Origin of the sequence: Streptococcus pseudopneumoniae (genome assembly GCF_001076775.1) — a bacterium.
In the GTDB taxonomy this organism is placed as follows: domain Bacteria; phylum Bacillota; class Bacilli; order Lactobacillales; family Streptococcaceae; genus Streptococcus; species Streptococcus pseudopneumoniae_G.
On the sequence record NZ_JVGV01000014.1, the window covers coordinates 19166 to 42528 of the forward strand.

Genomic DNA, 23363 nt, shown 5'->3' on the forward strand with positions numbered 1-23363 from the left:
GCTCTATAGTGACCTTAGTAGATAAATTTGTAACACATGTCATTGCTGAAAGTTCATTTCAGGAAATGGATCGAATCTACCTGACCAATCGTGTCTTGGCACGAGTGGGAGATGGTGTTTTGGAAGTTGAGACCAATCTGGATAAATTGATTGATCTCAAGGACCAGCTGGTTGAGGAAGCCGTTCGATTAGAGACGATTGAGGATAGTCAGACTGCGCGTGAAATCCTTGGTGCTGAATTGATGGACTTGGTGACCCCTTGTCCGAGTCAGGTCAATCGTGACTTTTGGGCAACCTACGCCCAGTCTCCTGAGCAAGCGATAGCGGATTTCTACCAACTCAGTCAGAAGAATGACTACATTAAACTCAAGGCCATTGCTAAAAATATCGCTTATCGTGTTCCATCTGATTACGGAGAGCTTGAAATTACCATCAATCTCTCTAAGCCTGAAAAGGATCCCAAAGAGATTGCGGCAGCCAAGTTGGTGCAAGCTAGCAATTATCCCCAGTGTCAGCTTTGTCTAGAGAATGAGGGCTACCATGGTCGAGTTAACCACCCAGCTCGCAGCAACCACCGTATTATTCGTTTTGAAATGGCTGGTCAGGAGTGGGGCTTCCAGTATTCGCCCTATGCTTACTTTAATGAGCATTGTATTTTCTTAGATGGCCAGCATCGTCCCATGGCCATTAGTCGTCAGAGCTTTGAACGTCTGCTTGCTATCGTAGAGCAGTTTCCAGGATATTTTGCAGGCTCTAATGCCGACTTGCCGATTGTGGGAGGCTCTATTCTAACTCATGATCACTATCAGGGAGGCCGTCATGTCTTTCCTATGGAATTGGCTCCCTTGCAAAAGACCTTCCGATTTGCTGGTTTTGAGCAGGTCAAGGCTGGAATTGTCAAGTGGCCTATGTCAGTGCTACGTTTGACTTCGGCTTCCAAAGAAGATTTAATCAACTTAGCTGACAAGATTTTGCAGGAATGGCGCCAGTATTCAGATACTAGTGTGCAGATTTTGGCAGAGACTGATGGGACACCGCATCACACCATCACACCTATAGCGCGCAAACGTGATGGCCAGTTTGAGTTGGACTTGGTCTTGCGGGACAATCAGACTTCTGCAGAACATCCTGATGGCATCTATCATCCCCACAAGGATGTTCAACATATCAAGAAGGAAAATATCGGCTTGATTGAGGTCATGGGCTTAGCAATCTTGCCCCCACGTCTGAAAGAGGAAGTGGAGAAAGTCGCTAGCTATCTTGTAGGAGAAGCTGTTACAGTTGCCGACTATCATCAGGAATGGGCAGACCAACTTAAAGCTCAACATCCAGACTTAACGGATAAAGAAAAAGCCCTTGAAATCGTCAAGGACTCTGTGGGTGCTATCTTTGCGCGTGTGCTTGAGGATGCAGGAGTTTACAAGCAAACGGAACAAGGACAGGCAGCCTTTATGCGCTTTGTGGAACAGGTTGGAATTTTGCCAGACTAGGAGCTTTCTCCTTGCACAGTCCTATAAAAAGTAGTATCATAGTGTCGTTTGAAATATCAGGAGGAAACGATGAAAGATTTTCATTTTGACGCTATATCTGCCTTTGAAAATTACGAAATTGAAAAAATGAGAGATGGTCACGTTGTGGTGACGACAAAAGTAGTGGATTCGTCGCTCAACTACTATGGCAATGCACATGGTGGCTATCTCTTTACTCTCTGTGACCAGATCAGTGGTTTGGTGGTTATCTCGCTGGGGCTTGATGGAGTGACACTTCAGTCCTCTATCAACTACCTCAAAGCAGGAAAACTCGACGACGTATTGACCATTAAAGGAGAATGTGTCCATCAAGGTCGCACAACCTGTGTGGTGGATGTGGATATTACCAATCAAGAAGGCAGAAACGTCTGCAAGGCAACCTTTACCATGTTTGTCACAGGCCAGCGGTCAGAAGACAGACAGGTAAGGATATAGAGAAACAAAAAAGAGGCTCACACCTCTTTTTCTTATTTCTTTTTATGATTTAATACTGCATTGAGGACAATGGCGAGTAGACTGGCTACGACGATTCCGTTTGAGAAGAACATTTGGAAGGCTGTCTGCATGCTGATAAAGAGATTACTGTTGTTGAGTCCGACACCTGCAGCGATGGAAACTGCTGCGATAAGAAAGTTGTGTTCATTGTTAGCAAAGTCAACACGAGCGAGGATTTGCATCCCTTGAATAGATACAAAACCAAACATCACCAGCATGGCACCACCGAGGACAGGGCTTGGAATGATTTGGGCAAGGGCGCCAAACTTAGGAAGGAGTCCAAGGAGAACCAGGAAACCAGCTGCGTAGTAGATTGGCAGGCGAGTCTTGATACCTGACAATTTAACCAAACCAACGTTTTGTGAAAATCCTGTGTAAGGGAAGGTGTTAAAGATTCCTCCGAGAAGTACGGCCAAACCTTCTGCGCGGTAACCGTTGCGAAGGCGCGTGCTGTCGATTGGGTCTTTCGTGATATCAGACAAGGCTAGGTAAACACCAGTCGACTCAACCATAGATACTGTTGCGATGATACACATCATGACAATAGATGAGATTTCAAAGGTTGGCATCCCAAAGTAGAGTGGAGTTGGGACATGGACAAGTGGTGCTGCCGCAACAGGAGAGAAATCAACCAAGCCCATGCTAGCAGCAATGGCAGTTCCAACAACCAGACCAATCAAAATAGAGATAGACTTGATAAATCCTTTAGTAAAGATGTTGATCAAGAGGATAATCAGAACAGTGATAGCTGCAAGCAAGAGACTTTGACCAGTTGGCTCTGGAACGTTATTTCCCATATTTCCAATAGCGACAGGGATCAAGGTTAAACCAATCGTAGTAATAACAGATCCTGTTACGATAGATGGGAAGAGATTGGCAACTTTTGAGAAGATGCCTGAAACAAGAACCACGTAAATCCCTGATGCGATAAGGGCACCAAACATAGCACCACTACCATGGCTTTGCCCAATCATAATCAAGGGAGCGACCGACTGGAATGCAACTCCGAGCACGACTGGTAGTCCAATTCCAAAGTATTTGTTGAGTTGGAGTTGGAGGAAGGTTGCCACCCCACACATGAATATATCTGTAGAAATCAGGTAGGTCAACTGCTCAGCTGAATAGCCAAGGGCTGTCGCAATCATGATGGGAACCAGGATAGATCCTGAGTACATGGCTAGTAAGTGCTGCAAGCCAAGAACGGCTGCTTGCGAGTGCTTTTCTTGAGTTTGCATTAGAGATCTGCCTCCTTAAATACGACTTGACCATTTTCAAAACGATCCAAACGAGCGAGTGATAGAACAGGGTAGCCTGCTTTTTCAAGCAAATCACGTCCATCTTGGAAGGATTTTTCAATCACAATACCGATAGCTTCGACTGTGGCACCAGCTTGTTCAATAATTTGAATCAAGCCTTTGGCAGCTTGGCCATTAGCAAGGAAATCGTCGATAATCAAGACCTTGTCCTCTGGTGAGAGGAATTTTCCAGCGATAGAAACGGTGCTGGTCACTTGCTTGGTAAAGGAGTAAACTTCGGCAGTTAAGATACCTTCGTTCATGGTAATGTTCTTAGCTTTTTTAGCAAAAATCATAGGGACATTTAAGGCTTCAGCTGTAAAAACAGCTGGGGCAATACCCGACGCTTCAATGGTTACAACCTTGGTAATGCCAGCAGCAGTAAATTTTTCCGCAAAAACCTTACCAATCTCTCGCATCAAGCTAAAGTCAACTTGGTGGGTTAAAAAGGAATCCACCTTGAGGATGTTGTCACCCAAGATATGCCCATCCTTGAGGATGCGCTCTTCTAATAATTTCATAAGACCTCCTAAAGTCTAAAAGCCAATCCATTTGCTTGTTCCAGATTCCTATCAAGTAAAAACTGATAGAAAAAAGACCTACTTAATCTCTAAGTAAGTCCCCAAAATAGGTATGGCAAAAACGACCATACCTCCAAGATAACTTACTTATTGTTAGGTGTTCCGGCACCTTGTAGAAACGTCGTGCCAATTCACGACATAAACAAGTAAAATGATATTCAATTTCAAATAGGCTTGAGCCAATGTTTTTATTTTACACTAAATAACTTTAGAAATCAAATATTTTGTTAGTGTTTTGGTTTGAAAAACGAACAAATATAATAAAAATGGGCAAGAATTAACTTATTGGCTAACATTTAGAAGGTTTTTCCATCATAAAAGGCATATTATCAAGATTTTTCAAGACTTGATAATATGCCTTTTTAACTTTAAAGACTTTTTCCCAACCTTTATTATTCTACTCGCTAAATCTTAAAAAATAACCATCTGGATCCAAAATCGCAAATTCATGAGGGTAAATAAAGCTATCTCCCACTCGAAATTCTCTTTTTGTCAGGGGACGATGGGTAGGATAGTCAGCTTCCAGCAGTTTTTGGTGGAGCTGAGGGACATCTTCAATGCCAAAGGAAATATTGACACCGCGCCCGAAAGGATAGGTTAGTTGGGCTAATTCTTCTGTGCTGCCTTCTTCTAGCATAAGTTGGCAGTCTTCAAGCGAGAGGAAGAGAAATTTCTCCTCTGGACGCTCGTATTCGACAGAGAATCCTAGCAGGTCGCAGTAGAAGTGGCGTGATTTTTCGATGTCAGATACTACAAATTCAGGAATGACAGCTTGATAGTCCATATAGAAAATCCTTACAGGTCAATTTCCAAGACAATCGGTGTGTGGTCTTGGCGAGCACCAGAATCAATCATGTCAGACTTGGTCACCTTGTCAGCGATGCGGTTACTTGTGAGCCAGTAGTCGATTCTCCAGCCTGTATTGTTGATTTTAGAAGTCTTGCTGCGTTGCGCCCACCAAGTGTAACGTTCAGGCACATCGCCGTGAACATGACGGAAGGTGTCTGTAAATCCAGTTGCCAAGAGGTTGGTAAATCCAGCACGTTCTTCGTCGGTAAATCCTGGTGAACGGCGGTTGCTAGCAGGATTTGCAAGGTCGATTTCATTGTGGGCTACGTTGTAGTCACCAGTTGCAAGAACTGGTTTTTCTTTGTCTAGTTCAGCCAAGTACTCTGCATATTTGATGTCCCAGATTTGACGTTCTTCCAAGCGTTTGAGTCCATCACCAGCATTTGGTGTGTAAACTTGGGTCACGAAAAATTCATCAAATTCCAAGGTGATGATGCGACCTTCCAAGTCCATGGTAGAAGGAGCACCGATTTCTGGGAAAGTGACAGTGGGTGTGAGATCTTTCTTATAGAGGAACATAGTACCAGCATAGCCTTTGCGGGCAGGCTCTTGGGAAGAACGCCAGGTGTTTTCGTAGCCTGGGAAGAGTTCTTCTAAAACTTCTAGGTGTTTTTTTGTTGGGCCCTTGGCAGAAAGCTTGGTTTCTTGGATAGCAATGATATCAGCATTTTCTGCCACAAGGGTTTGTAGGACTTCTTGGGACAATTTGGCACGAGCTGAGTCACTAGTTAGGGCAGCATTGAGGGAATCAATATTCCATGAGATAAGTTTCATAAAGTTACCTTTTTCATTCAGATTATAGATTTTATTATACCAAAAAAAGGTCTATTTCCCCAACGTATGGCTTGAAAAATCACTCTCTTTCGTTTATAATGAAGAATGATTTTATGAAAGGGAGTGAAAATAAATGAAATTTTACTCATATGACTATGTACTTAGCCAAATCAGTCAGCAAAATGGCATCATGATTGGCTTTGGGATTGTGCTCCTAGCTATCACAGGATTTTTTGCTTTTAAGGCTTATCGTGATAAAAAGGGAACTAAGTTTCGTGAATTGGTCATGATTTTGGCCTTGACTTTGGTAGCCATGCTTTTGGTGACAATTTCAAAATACCAGACCAATCAAGCCTCTAACAATCAATTTCAAACTTCCCTTCATTTCATAGAGGTCATTTCTAAAGACTTGGGAGTGGATAAATCAGAAGTTTATGTCAATACTTCAGCTGCCACTGATGGAGCACTTATCAAGGTAGGTTCAAATTTCTATCGTGCCATGAACGGGAGCCAACCAGACAAGTATCTTTTAGAGAAATTAGAATTGCATCAAACAGACGCTATTGAATTGGTGGAGGTAAACAAATGACACTCAACTACATGGAAATTTTAATCAAACTGGCCTTGGGTCTTTTCTCGCTTGTTTTTGTTATCAATGTGACAGGAAAGGGGAATCTAGCACCTAACTCTGCTACAGATCAAATTCAGAACTATGTTCTCGGTGGTATCATTGGTGGGGTGATTTACAATAGTTCTATCAGTATTCTCCAGTATGCAGTGATTTTGATGATGTGGACGATTTTGGTCTTGACCCTCAAGTGGCTCAATAACAATGTTCGTTTTGTCAAACGCTTGATTGATGGAAAACCAACTCTCCTTATCAAAAATGGGCAGATTGACCCAGAAGCCTGTCGTTCAGTTGGTTTGTCTGCAGCAGAAGTTGCTCTCAAACTTCGTAGCCAAGGGATTTTCCAGATGAAACAGGTCAAATGCGCTGTGCAGGAGCAAAATGGCCAACTCATCGTGGTCCAAATGGGAGATGAAAATCCTAAGTATCCAGTTGTGACTGACGGTGTGATCCAAGTCGATGTCTTGGAATCGATTGGTCGTAGCGAAGAGTGGTTGCTTGATAACCTCAGCAAACAAGGACATGACAATGTTGCCAATATCTTTATCGCTGAGTATGACAAGGGTGCCGTCACAGTTGTAACCTATGAATAAGAAAAACCTGGGGTCTTGGCCTCAGGTTTCCATTTGCAATCAGAAAGGGATTTTATGTCCATTATTCAAAAACTTTGGTGGTTTTTCAAGTTAGAAAAACGCCGTTATCTAGTCGGGATTGTGGCCTTGGTCTTGGTTTCCGTCCTCAATCTCATTCCACCTATGGTCATGGGGCGGGTCATTGATGCCATCACATCGGGGCAATTAACCCAGCAGGACCTCCTTCTTGACCTATTTTACTTGCTTCTTTCGGCTTTTGGGATGTACTATCTGCGCTATGTTTGGCGTATGTATATCCTTGGGACTTCCTACCGTTTGGGACAGATTATGCGCTCTCGCTTATTTGAACATTTCACAAAAATGCCTCCAGCTTTTTATCAAACCTACCGGACGGGGGATCTGATGGCACATGCAACCAACGATATCAATGCCTTAACTCGTCTGGCAGGGGGTGGTGTTATGTCTGCCGTGGATGCCTCTATCACGGCTTTGGTGACCTTGCTGACCATGCTCTTTAGCATTTCGTGGCAAATGACCCTAGTTGCCATTTTACCCTTACCTTTCATGGCTTATGCGACCAGTCGTCTAGGGAGAAAGACCCACAAGGCTTTTGGCGAATCACAGGCTGCCTTTTCCGAACTTAATAATAAGGTACAGGAGTCTGTATCAGGTATTAAAGTGACCAAGTCTTTCGGTTATCAGGCAGATGAGTTGAAGTCCTTTCAGGAAGTCAATGAATTGACCTTCCAAAAGAACCTCCAAACCATGAAATACGATAGTCTCTTTGACCCCATGGTTCTCTTATTTGTTGGTTCCTCCTATGTTTTAACCCTCTTGGTCGGCTCCTTGATGGTTCAGAAAGGGCAAATCACGGTTGGGAATCTAGTTACTTTTATCAGCTACTTGGATATGCTGGTTTGGCCTCTTATGGCCATCGGTTTCCTCTTTAATATCACTCAGCGTGGGAAGGTTTCCTACCAGCGGATTGAGGAACTTTTGTCTCAGGAATCACCTGTAAAAGACCCTGAGTTTCCTCTAGAAAGTATTGAAAATGGGCGTTTGGAGTACGCTATTGAAAGCTTTGCCTTTGAAAATGAGGAAACACTAACGGATATTCACTTTAGTTTGGAAAAAGGGCAAACGCTGGGCTTGGTTGGGCAAACAGGATCTGGGAAAACTTCCTTGATCAAGCTTCTCTTGCGTGAATACGATGTGGATAAGGGAGCTATTTATCTGAATGGCCACGATATTCGTGACTATCGTCTGACAGATCTTCGTAGTCTTATGGGCTATGTTCCTCAGGACCAGTTCCTCTTTGCGACTTCAGTTTTAGACAATATCCGCTTTGGCAATCCCAACTTGCCCCTTTCAGCGGTCGAGGAAGCGACTAAGCTAGCCCAAGTTTACCAAGACATTGTAGCCATGCCTCAGGGATTTGATACGTTGATTGGTGAAAAGGGAGTCAGTCTTTCTGGAGGTCAAAAGCAGCGTCTGGCCATGAGTCGGGCTATGATTTTAGGCCCTGATATCTTGATTTTGGATGATTCTTTGTCGGCCGTGGATGCCAAGACAGAGTATGCCATCATCGACAATCTCAAGGAGACGCGAAAGGACAAGACAACCATTATCACAGCTCATCGTCTCAGTGCAGTTGTCCATGCAGATCTGATTTTAGTTCTGCAAAATGGACAGATTATCGAACGAGGTAGGCACGATGACTTGCTAGCCTTGGATGGCTGGTATGCCCAAACCTACCAGTCTCAGCAGTTGGAAATGAAAGGAGAAGAAGATGCAGAATAAACAAGAACAATGGGCTGTATTGAAGCGCTTGATGTCCTATCTCAAGCCCTATGGACTCCTGACTTTTTTGGCACTCAGTTTTCTCCTAGCGACGACGGTCATCAAAAGTGTCATTCCCCTTGTGGCTTCCCACTTTATCGACCAGTATCTGAGTAATCTTAACCAACTAGCCATTACCGTTTTGCTGTCCTACTATGGCCTTTATATCCTACAAACTGTAGTTCAGTATGTCGGTAATCTTCTCTTTGCGCGGGTATCCTACAGTATCGTTAGGGATATTCGTCGCGATGCCTTTGATAATATGGAGAAGCTGGGCATGTCTTACTTTGACAAGACGCCAGCAGGCTCTATTGTCTCTCGTTTGACCAATGATACTGAGACCATCAGTGATATGTTTTCGGGGATTTTATCCAGCTTTATTTCAGCAGTTTTCATCTTTCTGACAACTCTGTATACCATGTTGGTATTGGATTTTCGTTTGACAGCTTTAGTCTTGCTCTTTCTCCCCTTGATTTTCCTTTTGGTCAATCTCTATCGAAAAAAATCAGTGAAAATCATTGAGAAAACCAGAAGTCTCTTGTCAGATATCAATAGCAAGCTGGCCGAAAACATCGAGGGAATCAGAATAATCCAGGCCTTTAATCAAGAGAAGCGCCTACAGTCAGAGTTTGATGAAATCAACCAAGAACACTTGGTCTATGCCAACCGTTCTGTAGCCTTGGATGCCCTCTTTTTGCGCCCTGCCATGAGTTTGCTGAAACTTTTAGGTTATGCTGTCTTGATGGCCTATTTTGGCTATCGTGGACTTTATCTGGGAATAACTGCCGGAACCATGTATGCCTTTATCCAGTACATCAATCGTCTCTTTGATCCCCTGATTGAGGTGACTCAAAACTTTTCAACCCTTCAAACTTCCATGGTGTCTGCAGGTCGTGTATTTGCCTTGATTGACGAGAGGACCTATGAACCTCTTCAAGAAAATGGCCAGGCTAAAGTCAAAGAAGGCAATATCCGGTTTGAACATGTGTGTTTCTCATATGACGGTAAACATCAGATTCTGGATGATATTTCCTTTTCGGTTAACAAGGGTGAAACCATTGCTTTTGTAGGCCATACAGGTTCAGGGAAATCGTCTATTATCAATGTCCTCATGCGCTTTTATGAATTCCAGTCAGGGAGAGTTCTCTTGGATGATGTGGATATCAGGAACTACAGTCAGGAAGAGTTGAGAAAAAACATTGGTCTGGTCTTGCAGGAACCCTTCCTCTATCACGGGACTATCAAGTCCAATATCGCCATGTACCAAGACATTAGTGATGAGCAGGTTCAGGCTGCGGCTGCCTTTGTGGATGCAGATTCCTTTATTCAAGAACTTCCTCAGGGATATGATGCACCTGTTTCTGAGCGTGGTTCGAGCTTCTCTACTGGTCAGCGCCAGCTTCTTGCCTTTGCCAGAACAGTCGCCAGTCAGCCTAAAATCCTGATTTTGGATGAAGCGACAGCCAATATTGATTCTGAAACAGAAAGCTTGGTTCAAGCTTCTCTGGCTAAGATGAGACAGGGACGGACAACCATTGCCATCGCTCACCGTCTTTCTACTATCCAAGACGCCAACTGTATTTATGTTTTGGATAAGGGGCGCATTATCGAGAGTGGAACCCATGAGGAACTCTTGGCTCTGGGAGGAACCTATCACAAGATGTATAGTTTGCAGGCAGGGGCCATGTCTTAATACTCTTTGATTTTCATTGAGTGTAAGAAGGAAATCCTTCAAATTACAGATTTCTTTCACCGCCTTTTCCATTTTGTGGTATAATGAAAAATGTTGACAAATAGTATAATAAAAACAAAGGAGAAACAGCATGCTGAAATGGGAAGACTTGCCCGTGGAAATGAAATCAAGCGAGGTTGAGTCTTACTACCAGCTTGTCTCTAAAAGGAAAGGTTCGCTGATTTTTAAGCGTTGCTTGGACTGGGTTCTAGCCTTGGTCTTACTGATTCTAACCTCTCCTATCTTTCTCATCTTGAGCATTTGGATCAAGTTGGATAGCAAGGGGCCAGTGATTTACAAGCAAGAGCGCGTGACCCAGTACAATCGACCTTTCAAGATTTGGAAGTTCCGTACCATGGTGACGGATGCGGATAAAAAAGGGAGTCTGGTGACTTCTGCTAACGATAGCCGCATTACCAAGGTTGGCAATTTCATCCGCCGTGTGCGTTTGGATGAACTGCCTCAGCTGGTCAATGTCCTTAAAGGTGAGATGTCCTTTGTTGGGACACGTCCTGAAGTGCCACGTTACACAGAGCAGTATAGCCCTGAAATGATGGCAACCTTGCTTTTGCCAGCAGGGATTACCTCTCCAGCCAGCATCAACTACAAGGATGAGGACACCATTATTAGTCAAATGACGGAGAAAGGTTTGTCGGTTGACCAGGCCTATGTGGAGAATGTTCTTCCTGAAAAGATGCGCTATAACCTCGCCTATCTCCGAGAGTTTAGTTTCCTTGGAGACATCAAAATCATGTTTCAAACCGTGTTTGAAGTGCTAAAATAAAGTAGTCATGAGAAAATGAGTACAGATAAAAGGAGCAAATCAATGCCAAATTACAATATTCCATTTTCACCACCCGATATTACGGAAGCAGAAATTGCTGAAGTAGCGGATACCCTGCGTTCTGGTTGGATTACAACAGGTCCTAAGACAAAAGAACTAGAGCGTCGCTTGTCTCAATACACACAGACGCCTAAGACTGTCTGTCTCAACTCTGCGACAGCCGCTCTGGAGTTAATTTTGCGTGTTTTGGAAGTAGGACCTGGTGATGAAGTCATCGTTCCAGCCATGACCTATACAGCTTCATGTAGTGTTATCACTCACGTAGGGGCGACCCCTGTCATGGTGGATATCCAAGCAGATACGTTTGAGATGGACTATGACTTGCTTGAGCAAGCCATTACTGAAAAGACCAAGGTGATCATCCCAGTAGAACTTGCAGGGATTGTTTGCGACTATGACCGTTTGTTCCAAGTCGTGGAGAAAAAACGTGACCTCTTTACCGCTTCAAGCAAGTGGCAACAGGCCTTTAACCGTATTGTGATTGTCTCTGATAGTGCCCACGCTTTGGGATCAAATTACAAGGGTCAACCAGCTGGTTCTATCGCTGACTTTACTTCCTTCTCATTCCATGCGGTTAAGAACTTTACAACTGCAGAGGGTGGAAGTGCCACTTGGAAATCTAATCCAGCGATTGACGACGAAGAGATGTACAAGGAATTCCAAATTCTTTCCCTTCACGGACAAACTAAGGATGCTTTAGCTAAGATGCAATTGGGCTCATGGGAATACGATATCATCACACCAGCCTACAAGTGCAATATGACCGATATCATGGCTTCCCTTGGTTTGGTACAATTGGGCCGTTACCCAAGTTTGCTAGAACGTCGTAAGGACATCGTGGACCGCTATGATCGTGGTTTTGCAGGTTCTCGCATCCATCCTTTGGCACACAAGACTGATACTGTCGAATCTTCACGCCACCTCTACATTACCCATGTAGAAGGAGCGAGCCTAGAAGAACGCAATCTTATCATCCAAGAATTAGCCAAAGCAGGCATTGCAAGTAACGTCCACTACAAACCGCTTCCGCTCTTGACAGCCTATAAGAATCTTGGTTTTGACATGGCGAACTATCCTAAGGCCTATGCCTTCTTTGAAAATGAAATTACCCTCCCTCTTCATACTAAATTAAGCGATGAAGAAGTGGACTATATCATTGAGACTTTCAAAACAGTTTCTGAAAAAGTGCTAACTTTATCAAAAAAATCGTAAAAAAGTCTTGACAAAGAAAAAACAAAGTATTAAAATAAGTTCAACAAATCAGAAAAGTAACTATTTTTGATCTTCAGGGAGCCTGTGGTGATTGTGAACAGGTGGTTGGAAGTAGTGAAAGTGGGCTGATTTTAAAAATGAATTTGAAACAATGAAAATTCGGTGCGCACACCTTACAGTGCAACTTGTTGTTAGACAAGGTAGAGATGTAAAGGGGGATAGTCCCTTTATAATTGAGGTGGCACCGCGTTACCAACGCCCTCACACAGAGTAATTTTCTGTGTGTGGGCTTTTTTCTATCCGTCGTTTTGTTTATCTTTTATTAGGGCGTTAAGTCGCTTTGATGAACTTGAGTTCTATCTACAGCTCCTTGCCTACTACTAAAAGCAAACAAAAAGGCCGGATTCATACAGAAAGAGGAAAATTTTATGACAACTAAAGGTTATTTTGGACAATTTGGTGGTAGTTTTGTACCGGAGCCGATTCAGGCTTTGTTGGATGAGTTGGAAGTGACATTTGACAAATACAAGGATGATCCAGAGTTTTTGGCAGAATTTCGTCATTACTTGAAAGACTATTCAGGTCGCGAAACACCGCTTTATTTTGCAGAAAGTTTGACAGATCACCTAGGTGGCGCTAAGATTTATCTCAAGCGCGAAGATCTTAATCATCTGGGTTCTCACAAGCTCAACAATGTTTTAGGACAAATTCTTTTGGCTAAACGTATGGGCAAAAAACGAGTGATCGCAGAAACAGGAGCTGGTCAACATGGTGTTGCGACAGCAGCGGCTGCAGCCAAGTTTGGTATGGCCTGTGATGTCTACATGGGAGCAGAGGATGTGGAACGTCAACGTCTCAATGTTTTCCGGATGGAGATGATGGGAGCAACTGTTCACGCAGTTGAAACAGGGACACGAACTCTCAAGGATGCGGTAGATGCAGCCTTTGGAGCATGGATGAATGACCTTGAAGCCTTCTATGTTTTGGGATCTGCTGTGGGTCCTCACCCTTATCCTACAATTGTTCATGAATTTCAAAAGGTCATCAGTGAAGAATCTCGTCGTCAAATTTTAGAAAAAGAAGGTCGTTTACCAGACTACGTTATTGCCTGTGTAGGTGGTGGTTCCAATGCCATTGGTGCTTTTTCACAGTATGTGGCTGATGAAGAAGTTAAATTGGTTGGGGTCGAAGCTGCTGGTCATGGACTTGACACAGACAAGCACGCAGCTACTATGACAAAAGGTAGTATCGGAATTGTCGATGGTATGAAGACCTATGCAGTCTTTAAGGAAGATGGAGAGCTGGCTCCAGTTTACTCTATCTCAGCTGGTTTAGACTATCCAGGGGTTGGCCCAGAACACGCTTACTTTAAAGATTCAGGTCGTGTGGAATATGTAGCAGCGACAGACGAAGAAGCTGTTCAAGCCTTGCTCCTTCTCAGCAAGACTGAAGGAATTATCCCAGCGATTGAAAGTTCACACGCCATCGCAGAAGCGGTTAAACGTGCACCGAAACTAAGTAAAGATGAAATTATCATCATCAATGTCTCTGGTCGTGGAGACAAGGACGTAGCTGCGATTGCAGACTACCTAGAAGCTAAAAAATAATAGATGGAAAAATTACAGTCCTTTCTCTCATAGAGAGCTTGTGGTTGCTGGAAACAAGCAGAGAAAGCTGTAAGGTTGGGTCCATCTGAAACAAGAGAAGAAAACATAATTCTCAAGGGAGTGCCCTTTATCGCACAGCCTGTTACAGGAGGTATCTGAGACAGGAATGAGAGATAGGAGAAATCCTATAATTGAGGTGGCACCGCGAATTTCGTCCTCACGCAAGTTATTTTGCGTGGGGATTTTTATATATTTACCGCAGATATTGCGATTAATTTTTTAAATATTTTCAATAAATAGGTCGTTATAGAATATTTACGAACGAAGTGAGTTTCTAAAAGATGTTTCCCGCCATAGTGGTATCCTAGAGAAGCAAAGATGCTTCTCTAGGACGGAATTTTTGAGACACATGGCTCAAAAATTAGATCTTTCATTTCATGGATTTCTAAAATCATCCACTGGATAATTTTACCTCCCGTCCGCACTATTTAAGGGAAATAGAAAAAAGATAAAAATTAAAAATAAGAAACTGAAAGGGAAATACAATGGAACGAATCATTCATGGAGATGTCTTATCACCAATCTTGGCTTATATGCGCCTAAAGGGGCAACACAAGGTGATCTTAGAGAGTATTCCGAGAGACAAGGAAACCGCTCGTTTTTCTATCTTAGCCTATAATCCAGTTTTTGAGATTCAGTTTGAAAATGGAGTTCTTTATCAAAATGGGCAAGTGATTGATCGGGATCCTTTGGATTTCCTTTATGAAGTGACTCATAAGAGCCAACACCATTCAGACCTCCCTTTTGGTGGGGGAGCCATTGGCTTTGTGGGTTACGATATGATTTCGCTCTATGAGGAAATCGGCCAAATCCCTCAAGATACCATTGGGACTCCAGACATGCATTTCTTTGTCTATGAGAGCTACATGGTCTTTGACCACAAGAAGGAAAAAATCCATGTCATCGAAGATGCTCTTTATAGCGATCGCAGTCAAGAAGATTTGGAAGCAGCCTTGAAGCAAGTGCTTGAGGAATTACGCATTCCTGCTCCAAATGAATTTGAAGACTTGGATCTATCTCCGCTGGACTTCAAACCCCATATCGCTCCTCAGAAGTTTGAGCAAATGGTGGAAACCGCTCGTGGCTTGATTCGTAATGGTGATATGTTCCAATGTGTACTCAGTCAGCGCTTCTCAGCAGAGGTTACTGGAAATCCTTTTGACTTCTACAGAAATCTCCGCGTGACTAATCCTTCTAATTACCTCTATTTCTATGACTTTGGTGATTATCAAATCATCGGTGCTAGTCCAGAAAGTTTGGTTTCTGTCAAAAATGGCATCGTGACAACCAATCCGATTGCAGGGACGAGACCAAGAGGAGAAACGGATGAAGAGGACAAGGCCTTAGCGACAGACCTGCTTTCTGATGAGAAGGAAACAGCAGAGCATCGAATGCTGGTGGACTTGGGTCGTAACGATATTGGCCGCATCTCTGAAACATCCAGTGTTCAAGTTACCAAGTATATGGAAGTAGAGCTTTTCCGCTACGTCATGCATTTGACCAGTGTTGTGAAAGGACGGTTGCTTCCAGAACTCACTGCCATGGATGCCTTGAAATCCACACTTCCAGCTGGAACAGTTTCAGGAGCACCAAAGATTCGGGCCATGAGACGTATCTATGAACTGGAAACAGAAAAACGTGGCGTATACGCAGGAGCAATCGGCTACTTGTCTGCGACGGGTGATATGGATTTCGCCATTGCCATCCGAACCATGATTCTCAAAAATCAAACAGCCTATGTGCAGGCTGGGGCAGGGATTGTCTACGACTCCATCGCCCAAAACGAATACCAAGAAACCATTAACAAGGCTAAATCTATGACTAGAATTGGAGAACTAAGACCATGATTTTATTGATTGACAACTATGATTCTTTTACCTATAACTTGGCCCAATACATTGGGAATTTTGCAGAAGTTCAGGTTTTGAGAAATGATGATCCCAAGCTGTATGAAGAAGCTGAAAAAGCAGATGGTCTGGTCTTTTCTCCTGGTCCTGGTTGGCCAGTTGATGCTGGTAAGATGGAAGACATGATTCGTGATTTTGCAGGTAAGAAGCCGATTTTAGGGATTTGTTTGGGTCACCAAGCCATTGCAGAAGTCTTTGGTGGTAAGTTAGGTTTGGCTCCAAAAGTCATGCATGGGAAACAGAGCAATATCAACTTTGAAGCGCCATCTGTTCTGTATCAAGGTATCGAAGATGGCCGTGCGGTCATGCGTTACCACAGTATTTTGATTGAAGAAATGCCAGAAAACTTTGAAGTGACAGCTCGTTCGACTGATGACCAAGCCATCATGGGGATTCAACATAAAAACCTACCGATTTATGGCTTCCAGTACCATCCAGAGAGCATTGGAACGCCAGATGGTTTGTCTTCTATTCGGAATTTTATCGACAAGGTTGTAAAGTGAGGAAACTAGGATGAAAGAGATTATTGAAAAACTAGCAAAATTTGAAAATTTATCAGGTGTGGAAATGACGGATGTCATTGAGCGTATCGTAACTGGGCGAGTAACGGAGGCGCAGATTGCTTCTCTCCTTTTGGCCCTTAAGATGAAGGGGGAAACACCTGAAGAACGCACAGCCATTGCCCAAGTCATGAGAGGACATGCCCAACATATTCCAACTGAGATTCATGATGCCATGGACAACTGTGGTACAGGTGGGGACAAGTCTTTCAGTTTTAATATTTCCACAACTGCAGCCTTTGTCTTGGCTGGTGGCGGTGTTCACATGGCCAAACATGGTAACCGCTCGATTTCTTCTAAATCTGGTTCTGCAGATGTCCTAGAAGCCTTGGGCATCAACCTAGACCTCAAACCAGCTGAACTAGGTAAGGTCTTTGATAAAACTGGCATCGTCTTTCTCTTTGCTAAAAATATGCACCCAGCTATGAAATACATCATGCCAGCTCGTTTGGAACTAGGAATTCCAACGATTATGAACTTGACTGGTCCCCTGATTCACCCAATGGCTTTGGAAACACAGCTTCTTGGAATTAGCCGTCCAGAACTTCTAGAAAGTACAGCTCAGGTTTTGAAAAATATGGGTCGCAAACGTGCCATCGTGGTTGCTGGACCAGAAGGTTTGGATGAAGCCGGCTTGAATGGAACAACCAATATTGCTCTTCTTGAAAATGGCGAAATTACCTTGTCAAGCTTTACTCCAGAGGATTTGGGAATGGAACGCTACGCTATCGAAGATATTCGTGGAGGTAACGCTCAGGAAAATGCAGAAATTTTGCTCAGCGTTCTTAAAAACGAACCAAGTCCATTCTTGGAAACGACAGTTTTAAATGCTGGTCTTGGTTTCTATGCTAATGGTAAGGCAGCTAGCATCAAGGAAGGAGTTGCCTTGGCCCGTCAAGTGATTGCTAGTGGCAAGGCTCTTGAAAAACTCAGACTGTTACAGGAGTATCAAAAATGAGTCAGGAATTTTTAGCACGAATTTTGGAGCAGAAGGCGTGTGAGGTTGAGCAGATGGAACTGGAGGAAATCCAGCCCCTGCGCCAGACCTATCGCTTGGCTGACTATCTAAAACAACACCAAGACCGTTTACAGGTAATCGCTGAAGTCAAGAAGGCTAGCCCTAGTCTGGGAGATATCAATCTCGATGTGGATATTGTGCAACAGGCCCAGACTTATGAAGCGAACGGCGCAGTGATGATTTCTGTTCTGACAGATGAAGTTTTCTTTAAAGGTCATTTGGATTATCTACGGGAGATTTCCAGTCAGGTACAGATTCCAACGCTCAACAAGGACTTTATCATCGATGAAAAGCAAATCATCCGAGCTCGCAATGCAGGTGCAACAGTCATCCTGCTCATTGTGGCAGCCTTGTCCGAAGAACGTCTTAAGGAACTGTATGACTATGCGACAGAGCTTGGTCTGGAAGTCTTGGTGGAAACTCACAATCTAGCTGAACTAGAGGTAGCTCACCGCCTTGGAGCTCAAATTATCGGTGTCAACAATCGCAACTTGACTACCTTTGAGGTCGACTTGCAGACCAGTGTAGATTTGGCCCAGCACTTTGAGGAAGGTCGTTATTACATTTCTGAATCTGCCATTTTCACAGGGCAGGATGCGGAACGAGTAGCACCATCCTTTAATGGAATTTTAGTTGGGACAGCTCTTATGCAGGCAGAGGATGTGGCTCAAAGAATCAAGGAGTTGCAGATTGACAAAGGTTAAGATTTGTGGACTATCGACCAAAGAAGCGGTGGAAACAGCCGTTTCAGCAGGAGCAGACTACACCGGTTTTGTCTTCGCACCCAGTAAAAGAGAGGTGAGCTTGGAAGAAGCTACTGAGCTGGCAAAGCTTATTCCTACAGATGTCAAAAAGGTCGGCGTATTTGTTTCACCAAGTCGAGCTCAACTGCTAGAAGTCATTGACAAAGTTGGTTTGGATTTGGTTCAAGTTCACGGTCAGGTAGCAGATGATTTATTTGAGAATTTACCTTGTGCCAGTATTCAGGCTGTGCAGGTGGATGGAGAGGGTCATGTGCCCAATTCTCAGGCAGACTATCTACTCTTTGATGCCCCTGTGGCTGGGAGTGGCCAGACCTTTGACTGGGCTCAACTGGATACGATTGGACTAACTCAGCCCTTCTTTATCGCAGGTGGGCTTAATGAAGACAATGTAGTACAAGCAATTCAACACTTTACTCCTTATGCAGTAGATGTATCAAGCGGAGTGGAGACAGATGGACAAAAAGATCATGAAAAGATTAGAAGATTTATAGAGAGGGTAAAGAATGGCATATCAAGAACCAAATAAAGATGGATTTTACGGGAAATTCGGTGGACGTTTTGTCCCAGAAACATTGATGACAGCAGTTTTGGAGTTGGAGAAGGCCTACCGTGAAAGTCAGGCAGACCCAAGTTTCCAAGAGGAATTAAACCAACTCTTGCGCCAGTATGTAGGACGTGAAACTCCCCTTTACTACGCAAAAAACTTGACCCAGCATATCGGCGGAGCCAAGATTTATCTTAAACGTGAAGACCTTAACCATACAGGGGCCCACAAGATTAACAATGCCTTGGGACAAGTTCTTCTGGCTAAACGCATGGGTAAAAAGAAAATTATCGCTGAAACAGGTGCTGGTCAGCACGGTGTGGCAACTGCAACTGCTGCAGCCCTCTTTAACATGGAATGTACTATCTACATGGGTGAGGAAGATGTCAAACGCCAAGCCCTCAATGTGTTCCGTATGGAGCTTTTGGGAGCTAAGGTTGAGGCAGTGACAGACGGTTCGCGCGTGCTCAAGGATGCGGTCAATGCAGCCCTTCGTTCATGGGTAGCTAATATTGATGATACCCACTATATCCTTGGTTCTGCCTTGGGGCCTCATCCATTCCCAGAAATCGTTCGTGACTTCCAAAGTGTTATTGGTCGAGAAGCTAAACAACAGTACCGTGACTTGACAGGTAAAAATCTACCAGATGCCTTAGTAGCCTGTGTTGGTGGTGGTTCTAATGCCATCGGTCTCTTCCATCCATTTGTAGAAGATGAATCAGTAGCTATGTATGGAGCTGAAGCAGCAGGACTTGGTGTGGATACAGAGCATCACGCAGCTACCTTGACCAAGGGTCGTCCGGGTGTCCTTCACGGTTCCCTCATGGATGTGCTCCAAGATGCCCATGGTCAAATTCTTGAAGCCTTCTCGATCTCAGCAGGTTTGGACTATCCTGGTATCGGTCCAGAGCATTCTCACTACCACGATATCAAACGTGCCAGCTATGTTCCTGTGACAGACGAAGAGGCCTTGGAAGGATTCCAACTCTTGTCTCGTGTGGAAGGGATTATCCCAGCCTTGGAATCTAGCCATGCGATCGCCTTTGCAGTGAAATTGGCCAAAGAACTTGGACCAGAAAAGTCTATGATTGTCTGTCTATCAGGTCGTGGGGACAAGGATGTGGTTCAAGTCAAAGACCGCTTGGAAGCAGATGCAGTAAAGAAGGGAGAAACTTATGCCTAAGACACTAACAGAAAAATTAAACGCTATAAAAGCAGCTGGAAAAGGAATTTTCGTTCCCTATATCATGGCTGGAGACCATGAGAAAGGTTTGGATGGACTCGGAGAAACAATTCACTTTTTAGAAGATTTGGGTGTTTCGGCTATTGAAGTTGGTATTCCCTTTTCAGACCCTGTTGCAGATGGACCTGTTATCGAAGAAGCTGGCTTGCGCAGTTTAGCCCACGGGACTTCTACCCAGGCTTTGGTTGAAACCTTGAAAACCATTGAAACAGAGGTTCCGCTGGTCATCATGACCTACTTCAACCCCCTCTTTCAGTACGGTGTGGAGAATTTTGTTAAAGGTTTGGCAGATACAGCGGTTAAGGGCTTGATTATTCCAGACCTGCCTCATGAGCATGCCAACTTTGTAGAGCCTTTTTTGGCAGACACAGACATTGCTTTGATTCCTTTAGTAAGCTTGACCACAGGGATTGAGCGTCAGAAAGAGTTGATTGAAGGGGCAGAAGGCTTTGTTTATGCTGTTGCCATCAATGGGGTGACAGGGAAATCAGGCAATTACCGTGCTGATTTGGACAAGCACTTGGCACAATTGCATCAAGTGGCTGACATCCCAGTCTTGACAGGTTTTGGGGTGTCTAGTCAAGCCGATGTCGAACGTTTTAATGCAGTGTCAGATGGTGTTATCGTTGGTTCGAAAATTGTAAAAGCTCTCCACGAGGGAGAGCCGATTCAGGACTTTATCAAACAAGCAGTAGCTTACCAAAAATAATTACACAAGCCGCGAGTAAGAGGAAGGGCACGAAAGGAAGTCTTTCCTTTTTCTTTTGCAGGAGAAAGGCTAGGATCCCTGTTGCAGAAGCAAACTGAATCAAGATAAGTAACTCCGTTGCGCTAAAGACGATAGCACAAGAAGCTAAAAAGAGAAAATCCCCTGCGCCCATGCGGATATCGATAAAATGAGCCACAATTCCAAGGACAAGGAAGAGGACCATGACTAGATTCCAGCCAGAGAAAGCCATGAGGATTAGGTGAAAAGTCAGCCAGACTAGTAAGGGATATTCCTGATGACGGAAGTCGTAGATGCCCAGAGTCAAACCAGCAGTGATTAGGATGACTTGCCCCAAGGAAAGCCAGCCCCATGACCAAGCCAGAAAGAGGAGTCCTAAACCTAGTTCAAAGAGGGCATACCAAATAGGATAAGGAGCCTTGCAGTAGCGACAGCGAAAGCGATTGAGCACCTGCGAGAGAATAGGAATCAAATCTAAGGGACGCAAGCGAGTCTGACAGGAATCGCAGTGACTAGCAGGTTGGATAATAGATTGCTCTGGAAAGCGGTCAATGACCAAACCAAGAAAGGAAGCGAGAATGCTCCCGACAAGAAAAAAATAAAAATCAATCATACTTATCTATTCGTAAAAAATAGGAGAAGTAGTATAATGGAGAAACATAGACAAGATAGTGAGGTCGAGATGACAATTCGTTTTGAAGAAAATGTGAGCACAGAAAATGCTCAGCTCGTATGCCAATGGTCCAACTCCCTGGGGAAAGATTTTCAGGAACAATGGATGGGACCAAAGATTCCTTTTCCACTGACCCTTCAAGTCTTGCAAGAGTTGGAAGGAATCTTTTCAATCTTTGAAGGACAAGAGTTTGTGGGGGTTATCCAGAAAATCAGGCAAGAAGACAGCAATCTTCATATTGGACGCTTTTTTATCAATCCCCAGAAACAGGGACAAGGCTTAGGTAGGCAGGCTTTAAGGAAATTTGTTAGTTTGGTCTTTGAAAATGGAGACATAGATAGTATTTCTCTAAATGTCTTCGAGGCAAATCAAGCAGCTCAGCACCTTTATCAAAAAGAAGGATTTGAAATCGTTCAAATAGTTGAAGCACCTGCACGAAAATACCTTATGAAAAAGTTTAGATAGAAATCAAAAAAGCCTTGGTTCTGTACTGACCCCAAAAAGTTAGACAATTAATTTATCCGAAGGATTTAGTTCTGTATTGCACAGGACTGAGTCCTTTTAGTTTTACCTTAATTCGTTTATTGTTGTAGTAATCAATATAGTCTACAATGGCTTGTTCCAATTGGTTGAGCGACTCAAATGACTTCTCATAACCATAAAACATCTCCGATTTCAGAATACCAAAGAAAGATTCCATCATGCCGTTGTCTGGGCTGTTACCTTTACGTGACATGGATGCTTGAATTCCCTTACCCTCTAGAAACTGATGATAAGAATCGTGTTGATATTGCCAGCCTTGGTCACTATGGAGAATCGTATTCTCGTAGCGCTTCTCTGTGAATGCTTGTTCCAACATTGTTTTTACTTGTTCTAAGTTGGGTGAAGTTGAAAGATTATAGGCGATAATTTCGCTATTAAAGCCATCTAAAACTGGTGATAAGTAAAGCTTTTGAGCGCTTGCTGGAATGGCAAATTCTGTCACGTCCGTATAACACTTTTCCATTGGTTTAGCTGCTTCAAATTGGCGTTGAATAAGGTTGTCTGCTTTCTTGCCAACATCTCCTTTATGAGAAGAATACTTGCGTTTCTTGCGGATTCTAGCTTGTAAATTGAGCACTTTCATCAAGCGTTGAACTCTTTTATGATTGACCACATAACCACGATTTCTTAATTCTAAATGGATTCGACGATAGCCGTAATTTCCTTTTTGTTCGGTAAAAATAGCTTGAATTTCAGCTTTAAGCTTTTGATCCTTATCTGGTTTGTCTAGCTGTTTCAAATGATAGTAGTAGGTCGAACGAGCGAGTTTAATGGTTTTTAGAAGAATATCTAACGAAAAATCAGTGATTAATTCTTGAACAATTTCTGTCTTTCTTCTTTCTCTTTTTCCTCCTTCAAGCGGAGTTCTCTCAACTTTTTTAGGACAGCATTCTCCGCTCTCAGATACTCGTTTTCTGCTTGAAGTCGTTCTAACTCTGTCATCTCTTCGGGTTTCTTCTTTGGTTTACGTCCCATTTTAGGTACTCTCCCTCTTGTTTTCTCAACAATAGTATACCCGTTTTTCTTGTATTGTGCCATCCAATTTGGAAGCATACCACGATTTGGGAGAGCATATTCGAGAGAAACTCTATCTTGAGACCAGTTTTCATGTAGGACTTTATCAATCATTTCTTGTTTTAATTCAGGAGAATAGTAACGATTTTTTTCTTTTTTGACGAACTCTATTCCATAACGATCAATCAATTTAATCATGTACCTAATATTAGAATTGTTTATCCCAAATTTATTTGAAAGCTTCTCTAAGCTATATCCTTGTTTTCTAAGTTCATAGATCTGAACTTTATCATCATAAGTTAATTTCATAATAAAAACACCCCAAAAGTTAG

The 23363-nt window shown here is 43.4% G+C and carries 23 protein-coding genes, 1 riboswitch and 2 other annotated features; of the genes, 17 read left to right on the forward strand and 6 right to left on the reverse strand.

The window, feature by feature from the left end:
• Positions 1-8: 8 nt before the first annotated feature.
• The gene (locus tag ADJ60_RS03220) at positions 9-1490 is read left to right on the forward strand and encodes a UDP-glucose--hexose-1-phosphate uridylyltransferase (RefSeq protein WP_049543433.1); all 1482 of its coding nucleotides are present in this window, start codon (positions 9-11) and stop codon (positions 1488-1490) included.
• A gap of 69 nt (positions 1491-1559) precedes the next feature.
• Positions 1560-1964 (forward strand): PaaI family thioesterase, encoded by a 405-nt coding sequence (locus ADJ60_RS03225; RefSeq protein ID WP_000651198.1) that lies wholly within the window; start codon positions 1560-1562, stop codon positions 1962-1964.
• Between the two features lie 32 nt (positions 1965-1996).
• Here the strand turns inward: ADJ60_RS03225 and ADJ60_RS03230 are convergent, their stop codons facing one another.
• From ADJ60_RS03230 to ADJ60_RS03245, 4 genes are all read right to left on the reverse strand, one after another.
• Complete coding sequence (locus ADJ60_RS03230) at positions 1997-3259, reverse strand: nucleobase:cation symporter-2 family protein (RefSeq protein ID WP_049543435.1); 1263 nt, start codon at positions 3257-3259, stop codon at positions 1997-1999.
• Positions 3259-3840 carry a xanthine phosphoribosyltransferase gene (locus ADJ60_RS03235; protein ID WP_004256023.1) on the reverse strand — a complete coding sequence of 194 codons (582 nt, stop codon included), beginning with the start codon at positions 3838-3840 and terminating at the stop codon, positions 3259-3261. Before ADJ60_RS03235 ends, ADJ60_RS03230 begins: the two co-directional genes overlap by 1 nt.
• A gap of 130 nt (positions 3841-3970) precedes the next feature.
• A riboswitch (purine riboswitch) is annotated at positions 3971-4066 on the reverse strand.
• Positions 4067-4297: 231 nt separating this feature from the next.
• Complete coding sequence (locus ADJ60_RS03240) at positions 4298-4684, reverse strand: bleomycin resistance protein (protein ID WP_049543437.1); 387 nt, start codon at positions 4682-4684, stop codon at positions 4298-4300.
• An 11-nt stretch (positions 4685-4695) separates the two neighbouring features.
• Entirely contained in the window at positions 4696-5523 is an 828-nt protein-coding gene (locus ADJ60_RS03245; RefSeq protein ID WP_049543438.1) for an exodeoxyribonuclease III, read from the reverse strand.
• A gap of 133 nt (positions 5524-5656) precedes the next feature.
• Here ADJ60_RS03245 and ADJ60_RS03250 point away from each other — a divergent pair, with 133 nt between their 5' ends.
• The 14 genes from ADJ60_RS03250 (at position 5657) to trpA (ending at position 20783) form a co-directional block, all read left to right on the forward strand.
• A complete protein-coding gene (locus ADJ60_RS03250) occupies positions 5657-6112 on the forward strand; it encodes a DUF3290 family protein (RefSeq protein WP_000675328.1) in 456 nt (151 codons plus the stop codon).
• Positions 6109-6744, forward strand: a complete 636-nt coding sequence (locus tag ADJ60_RS03255; RefSeq protein ID WP_000174451.1) for a DUF421 domain-containing protein — start codon at positions 6109-6111, stop codon at positions 6742-6744. Before ADJ60_RS03250 ends, ADJ60_RS03255 begins: the two co-directional genes overlap by 4 nt.
• Before the next feature lie 54 nt (positions 6745-6798).
• Positions 6799-8544 (forward strand): ABC transporter ATP-binding protein, encoded by a 1746-nt coding sequence (locus ADJ60_RS03260; protein ID WP_049543440.1) that lies wholly within the window; start codon positions 6799-6801, stop codon positions 8542-8544.
• Positions 8534-10276, forward strand: coding sequence for an ABC transporter ATP-binding protein (locus ADJ60_RS03265; RefSeq protein ID WP_049543442.1), 1743 nt, complete (start codon positions 8534-8536; stop codon positions 10274-10276). The genes ADJ60_RS03260 and ADJ60_RS03265 overlap by 11 nt, the downstream gene beginning before the upstream one ends.
• Before the next feature lie 130 nt (positions 10277-10406).
• A complete protein-coding gene (locus ADJ60_RS03270; protein WP_049543443.1) occupies positions 10407-11099 on the forward strand; it encodes a sugar transferase in 693 nt (230 codons plus the stop codon).
• 42 nt (positions 11100-11141) lie between these two features.
• A complete protein-coding gene (locus tag ADJ60_RS03275; protein ID WP_049543444.1) occupies positions 11142-12371 on the forward strand; it encodes a DegT/DnrJ/EryC1/StrS family aminotransferase in 1230 nt (409 codons plus the stop codon).
• Positions 12372-12411: 40 nt separating this feature from the next.
• Positions 12412-12637: a binding site (T-box leader), on the forward strand.
• Between the two features lie 162 nt (positions 12638-12799).
• Positions 12800-13978: a tryptophan synthase subunit beta gene (gene trpB / locus ADJ60_RS03280; RefSeq protein ID WP_000208440.1), complete on the forward strand. Its 1179-nt coding sequence runs from the start codon at positions 12800-12802 to the stop codon at positions 13976-13978.
• Positions 13975-14200: a binding site (T-box leader), on the forward strand. It overlaps the preceding gene by 4 nt.
• Before the next feature lie 323 nt (positions 14201-14523).
• Positions 14524-15885 carry an anthranilate synthase component I gene (trpE, locus tag ADJ60_RS03290; protein ID WP_049543446.1) on the forward strand — a complete coding sequence of 454 codons (1362 nt, stop codon included), beginning with the start codon at positions 14524-14526 and terminating at the stop codon, positions 15883-15885.
• Positions 15882-16448 carry an aminodeoxychorismate/anthranilate synthase component II gene (locus ADJ60_RS03295; protein WP_049543447.1) on the forward strand — a complete coding sequence of 189 codons (567 nt, stop codon included), beginning with the start codon at positions 15882-15884 and terminating at the stop codon, positions 16446-16448. The genes trpE and ADJ60_RS03295 overlap by 4 nt, the downstream gene beginning before the upstream one ends.
• Before the next feature lie 10 nt (positions 16449-16458).
• Positions 16459-17463 carry an anthranilate phosphoribosyltransferase gene (gene trpD / locus ADJ60_RS03300; RefSeq protein ID WP_049543449.1) on the forward strand — a complete coding sequence of 335 codons (1005 nt, stop codon included), beginning with the start codon at positions 16459-16461 and terminating at the stop codon, positions 17461-17463.
• Entirely contained in the window at positions 17460-18227 is a 768-nt protein-coding gene (gene trpC, locus ADJ60_RS03305) for an indole-3-glycerol phosphate synthase TrpC (RefSeq protein ID WP_049543451.1), read from the forward strand. Before trpD ends, trpC begins: the two co-directional genes overlap by 4 nt.
• Positions 18214-18813: a phosphoribosylanthranilate isomerase gene (locus tag ADJ60_RS03310; RefSeq protein WP_049543453.1), complete on the forward strand. Its 600-nt coding sequence runs from the start codon at positions 18214-18216 to the stop codon at positions 18811-18813. Before trpC ends, ADJ60_RS03310 begins: the two co-directional genes overlap by 14 nt.
• A complete protein-coding gene (trpB, locus tag ADJ60_RS03315) occupies positions 18791-20014 on the forward strand; it encodes a tryptophan synthase subunit beta (protein WP_004256047.1) in 1224 nt (407 codons plus the stop codon). Before ADJ60_RS03310 ends, trpB (ADJ60_RS03315) begins: the two co-directional genes overlap by 23 nt.
• The gene (trpA, locus tag ADJ60_RS03320; RefSeq protein ID WP_049543455.1) at positions 20007-20783 is read left to right on the forward strand and encodes a tryptophan synthase subunit alpha; all 777 of its coding nucleotides are present in this window, start codon (positions 20007-20009) and stop codon (positions 20781-20783) included. Before trpB (ADJ60_RS03315) ends, trpA begins: the two co-directional genes overlap by 8 nt.
• Here the strand turns inward: trpA and ADJ60_RS03325 are convergent.
• A complete protein-coding gene (locus tag ADJ60_RS03325; RefSeq protein ID WP_049543457.1) occupies positions 20755-21414 on the reverse strand; it encodes a prepilin peptidase in 660 nt (219 codons plus the stop codon). The two genes, trpA and ADJ60_RS03325, sit on opposite strands and share 29 nt — an antisense overlap.
• Before the next feature lie 69 nt (positions 21415-21483).
• Between ADJ60_RS03325 and ADJ60_RS03330 the strand changes: the two genes are divergently transcribed.
• Complete coding sequence (locus tag ADJ60_RS03330; RefSeq protein WP_049543458.1) at positions 21484-21939, forward strand: GNAT family N-acetyltransferase; 456 nt, start codon at positions 21484-21486, stop codon at positions 21937-21939.
• Positions 21940-21991: 52 nt separating this feature from the next.
• Here the strand turns inward: ADJ60_RS03330 and ADJ60_RS11000 are convergent.
• Positions 21992-23340 (reverse strand): IS3 family transposase gene (locus ADJ60_RS11000; protein ID WP_152907437.1). Its coding sequence is split into 2 segments (ribosomal slippage): positions 21992-22899 and positions 22899-23340, totalling 1350 coding nucleotides; the frame shifts between segments, so codons are not numbered across the junction.
• Positions 23341-23363 lie beyond the last annotated feature (23 nt).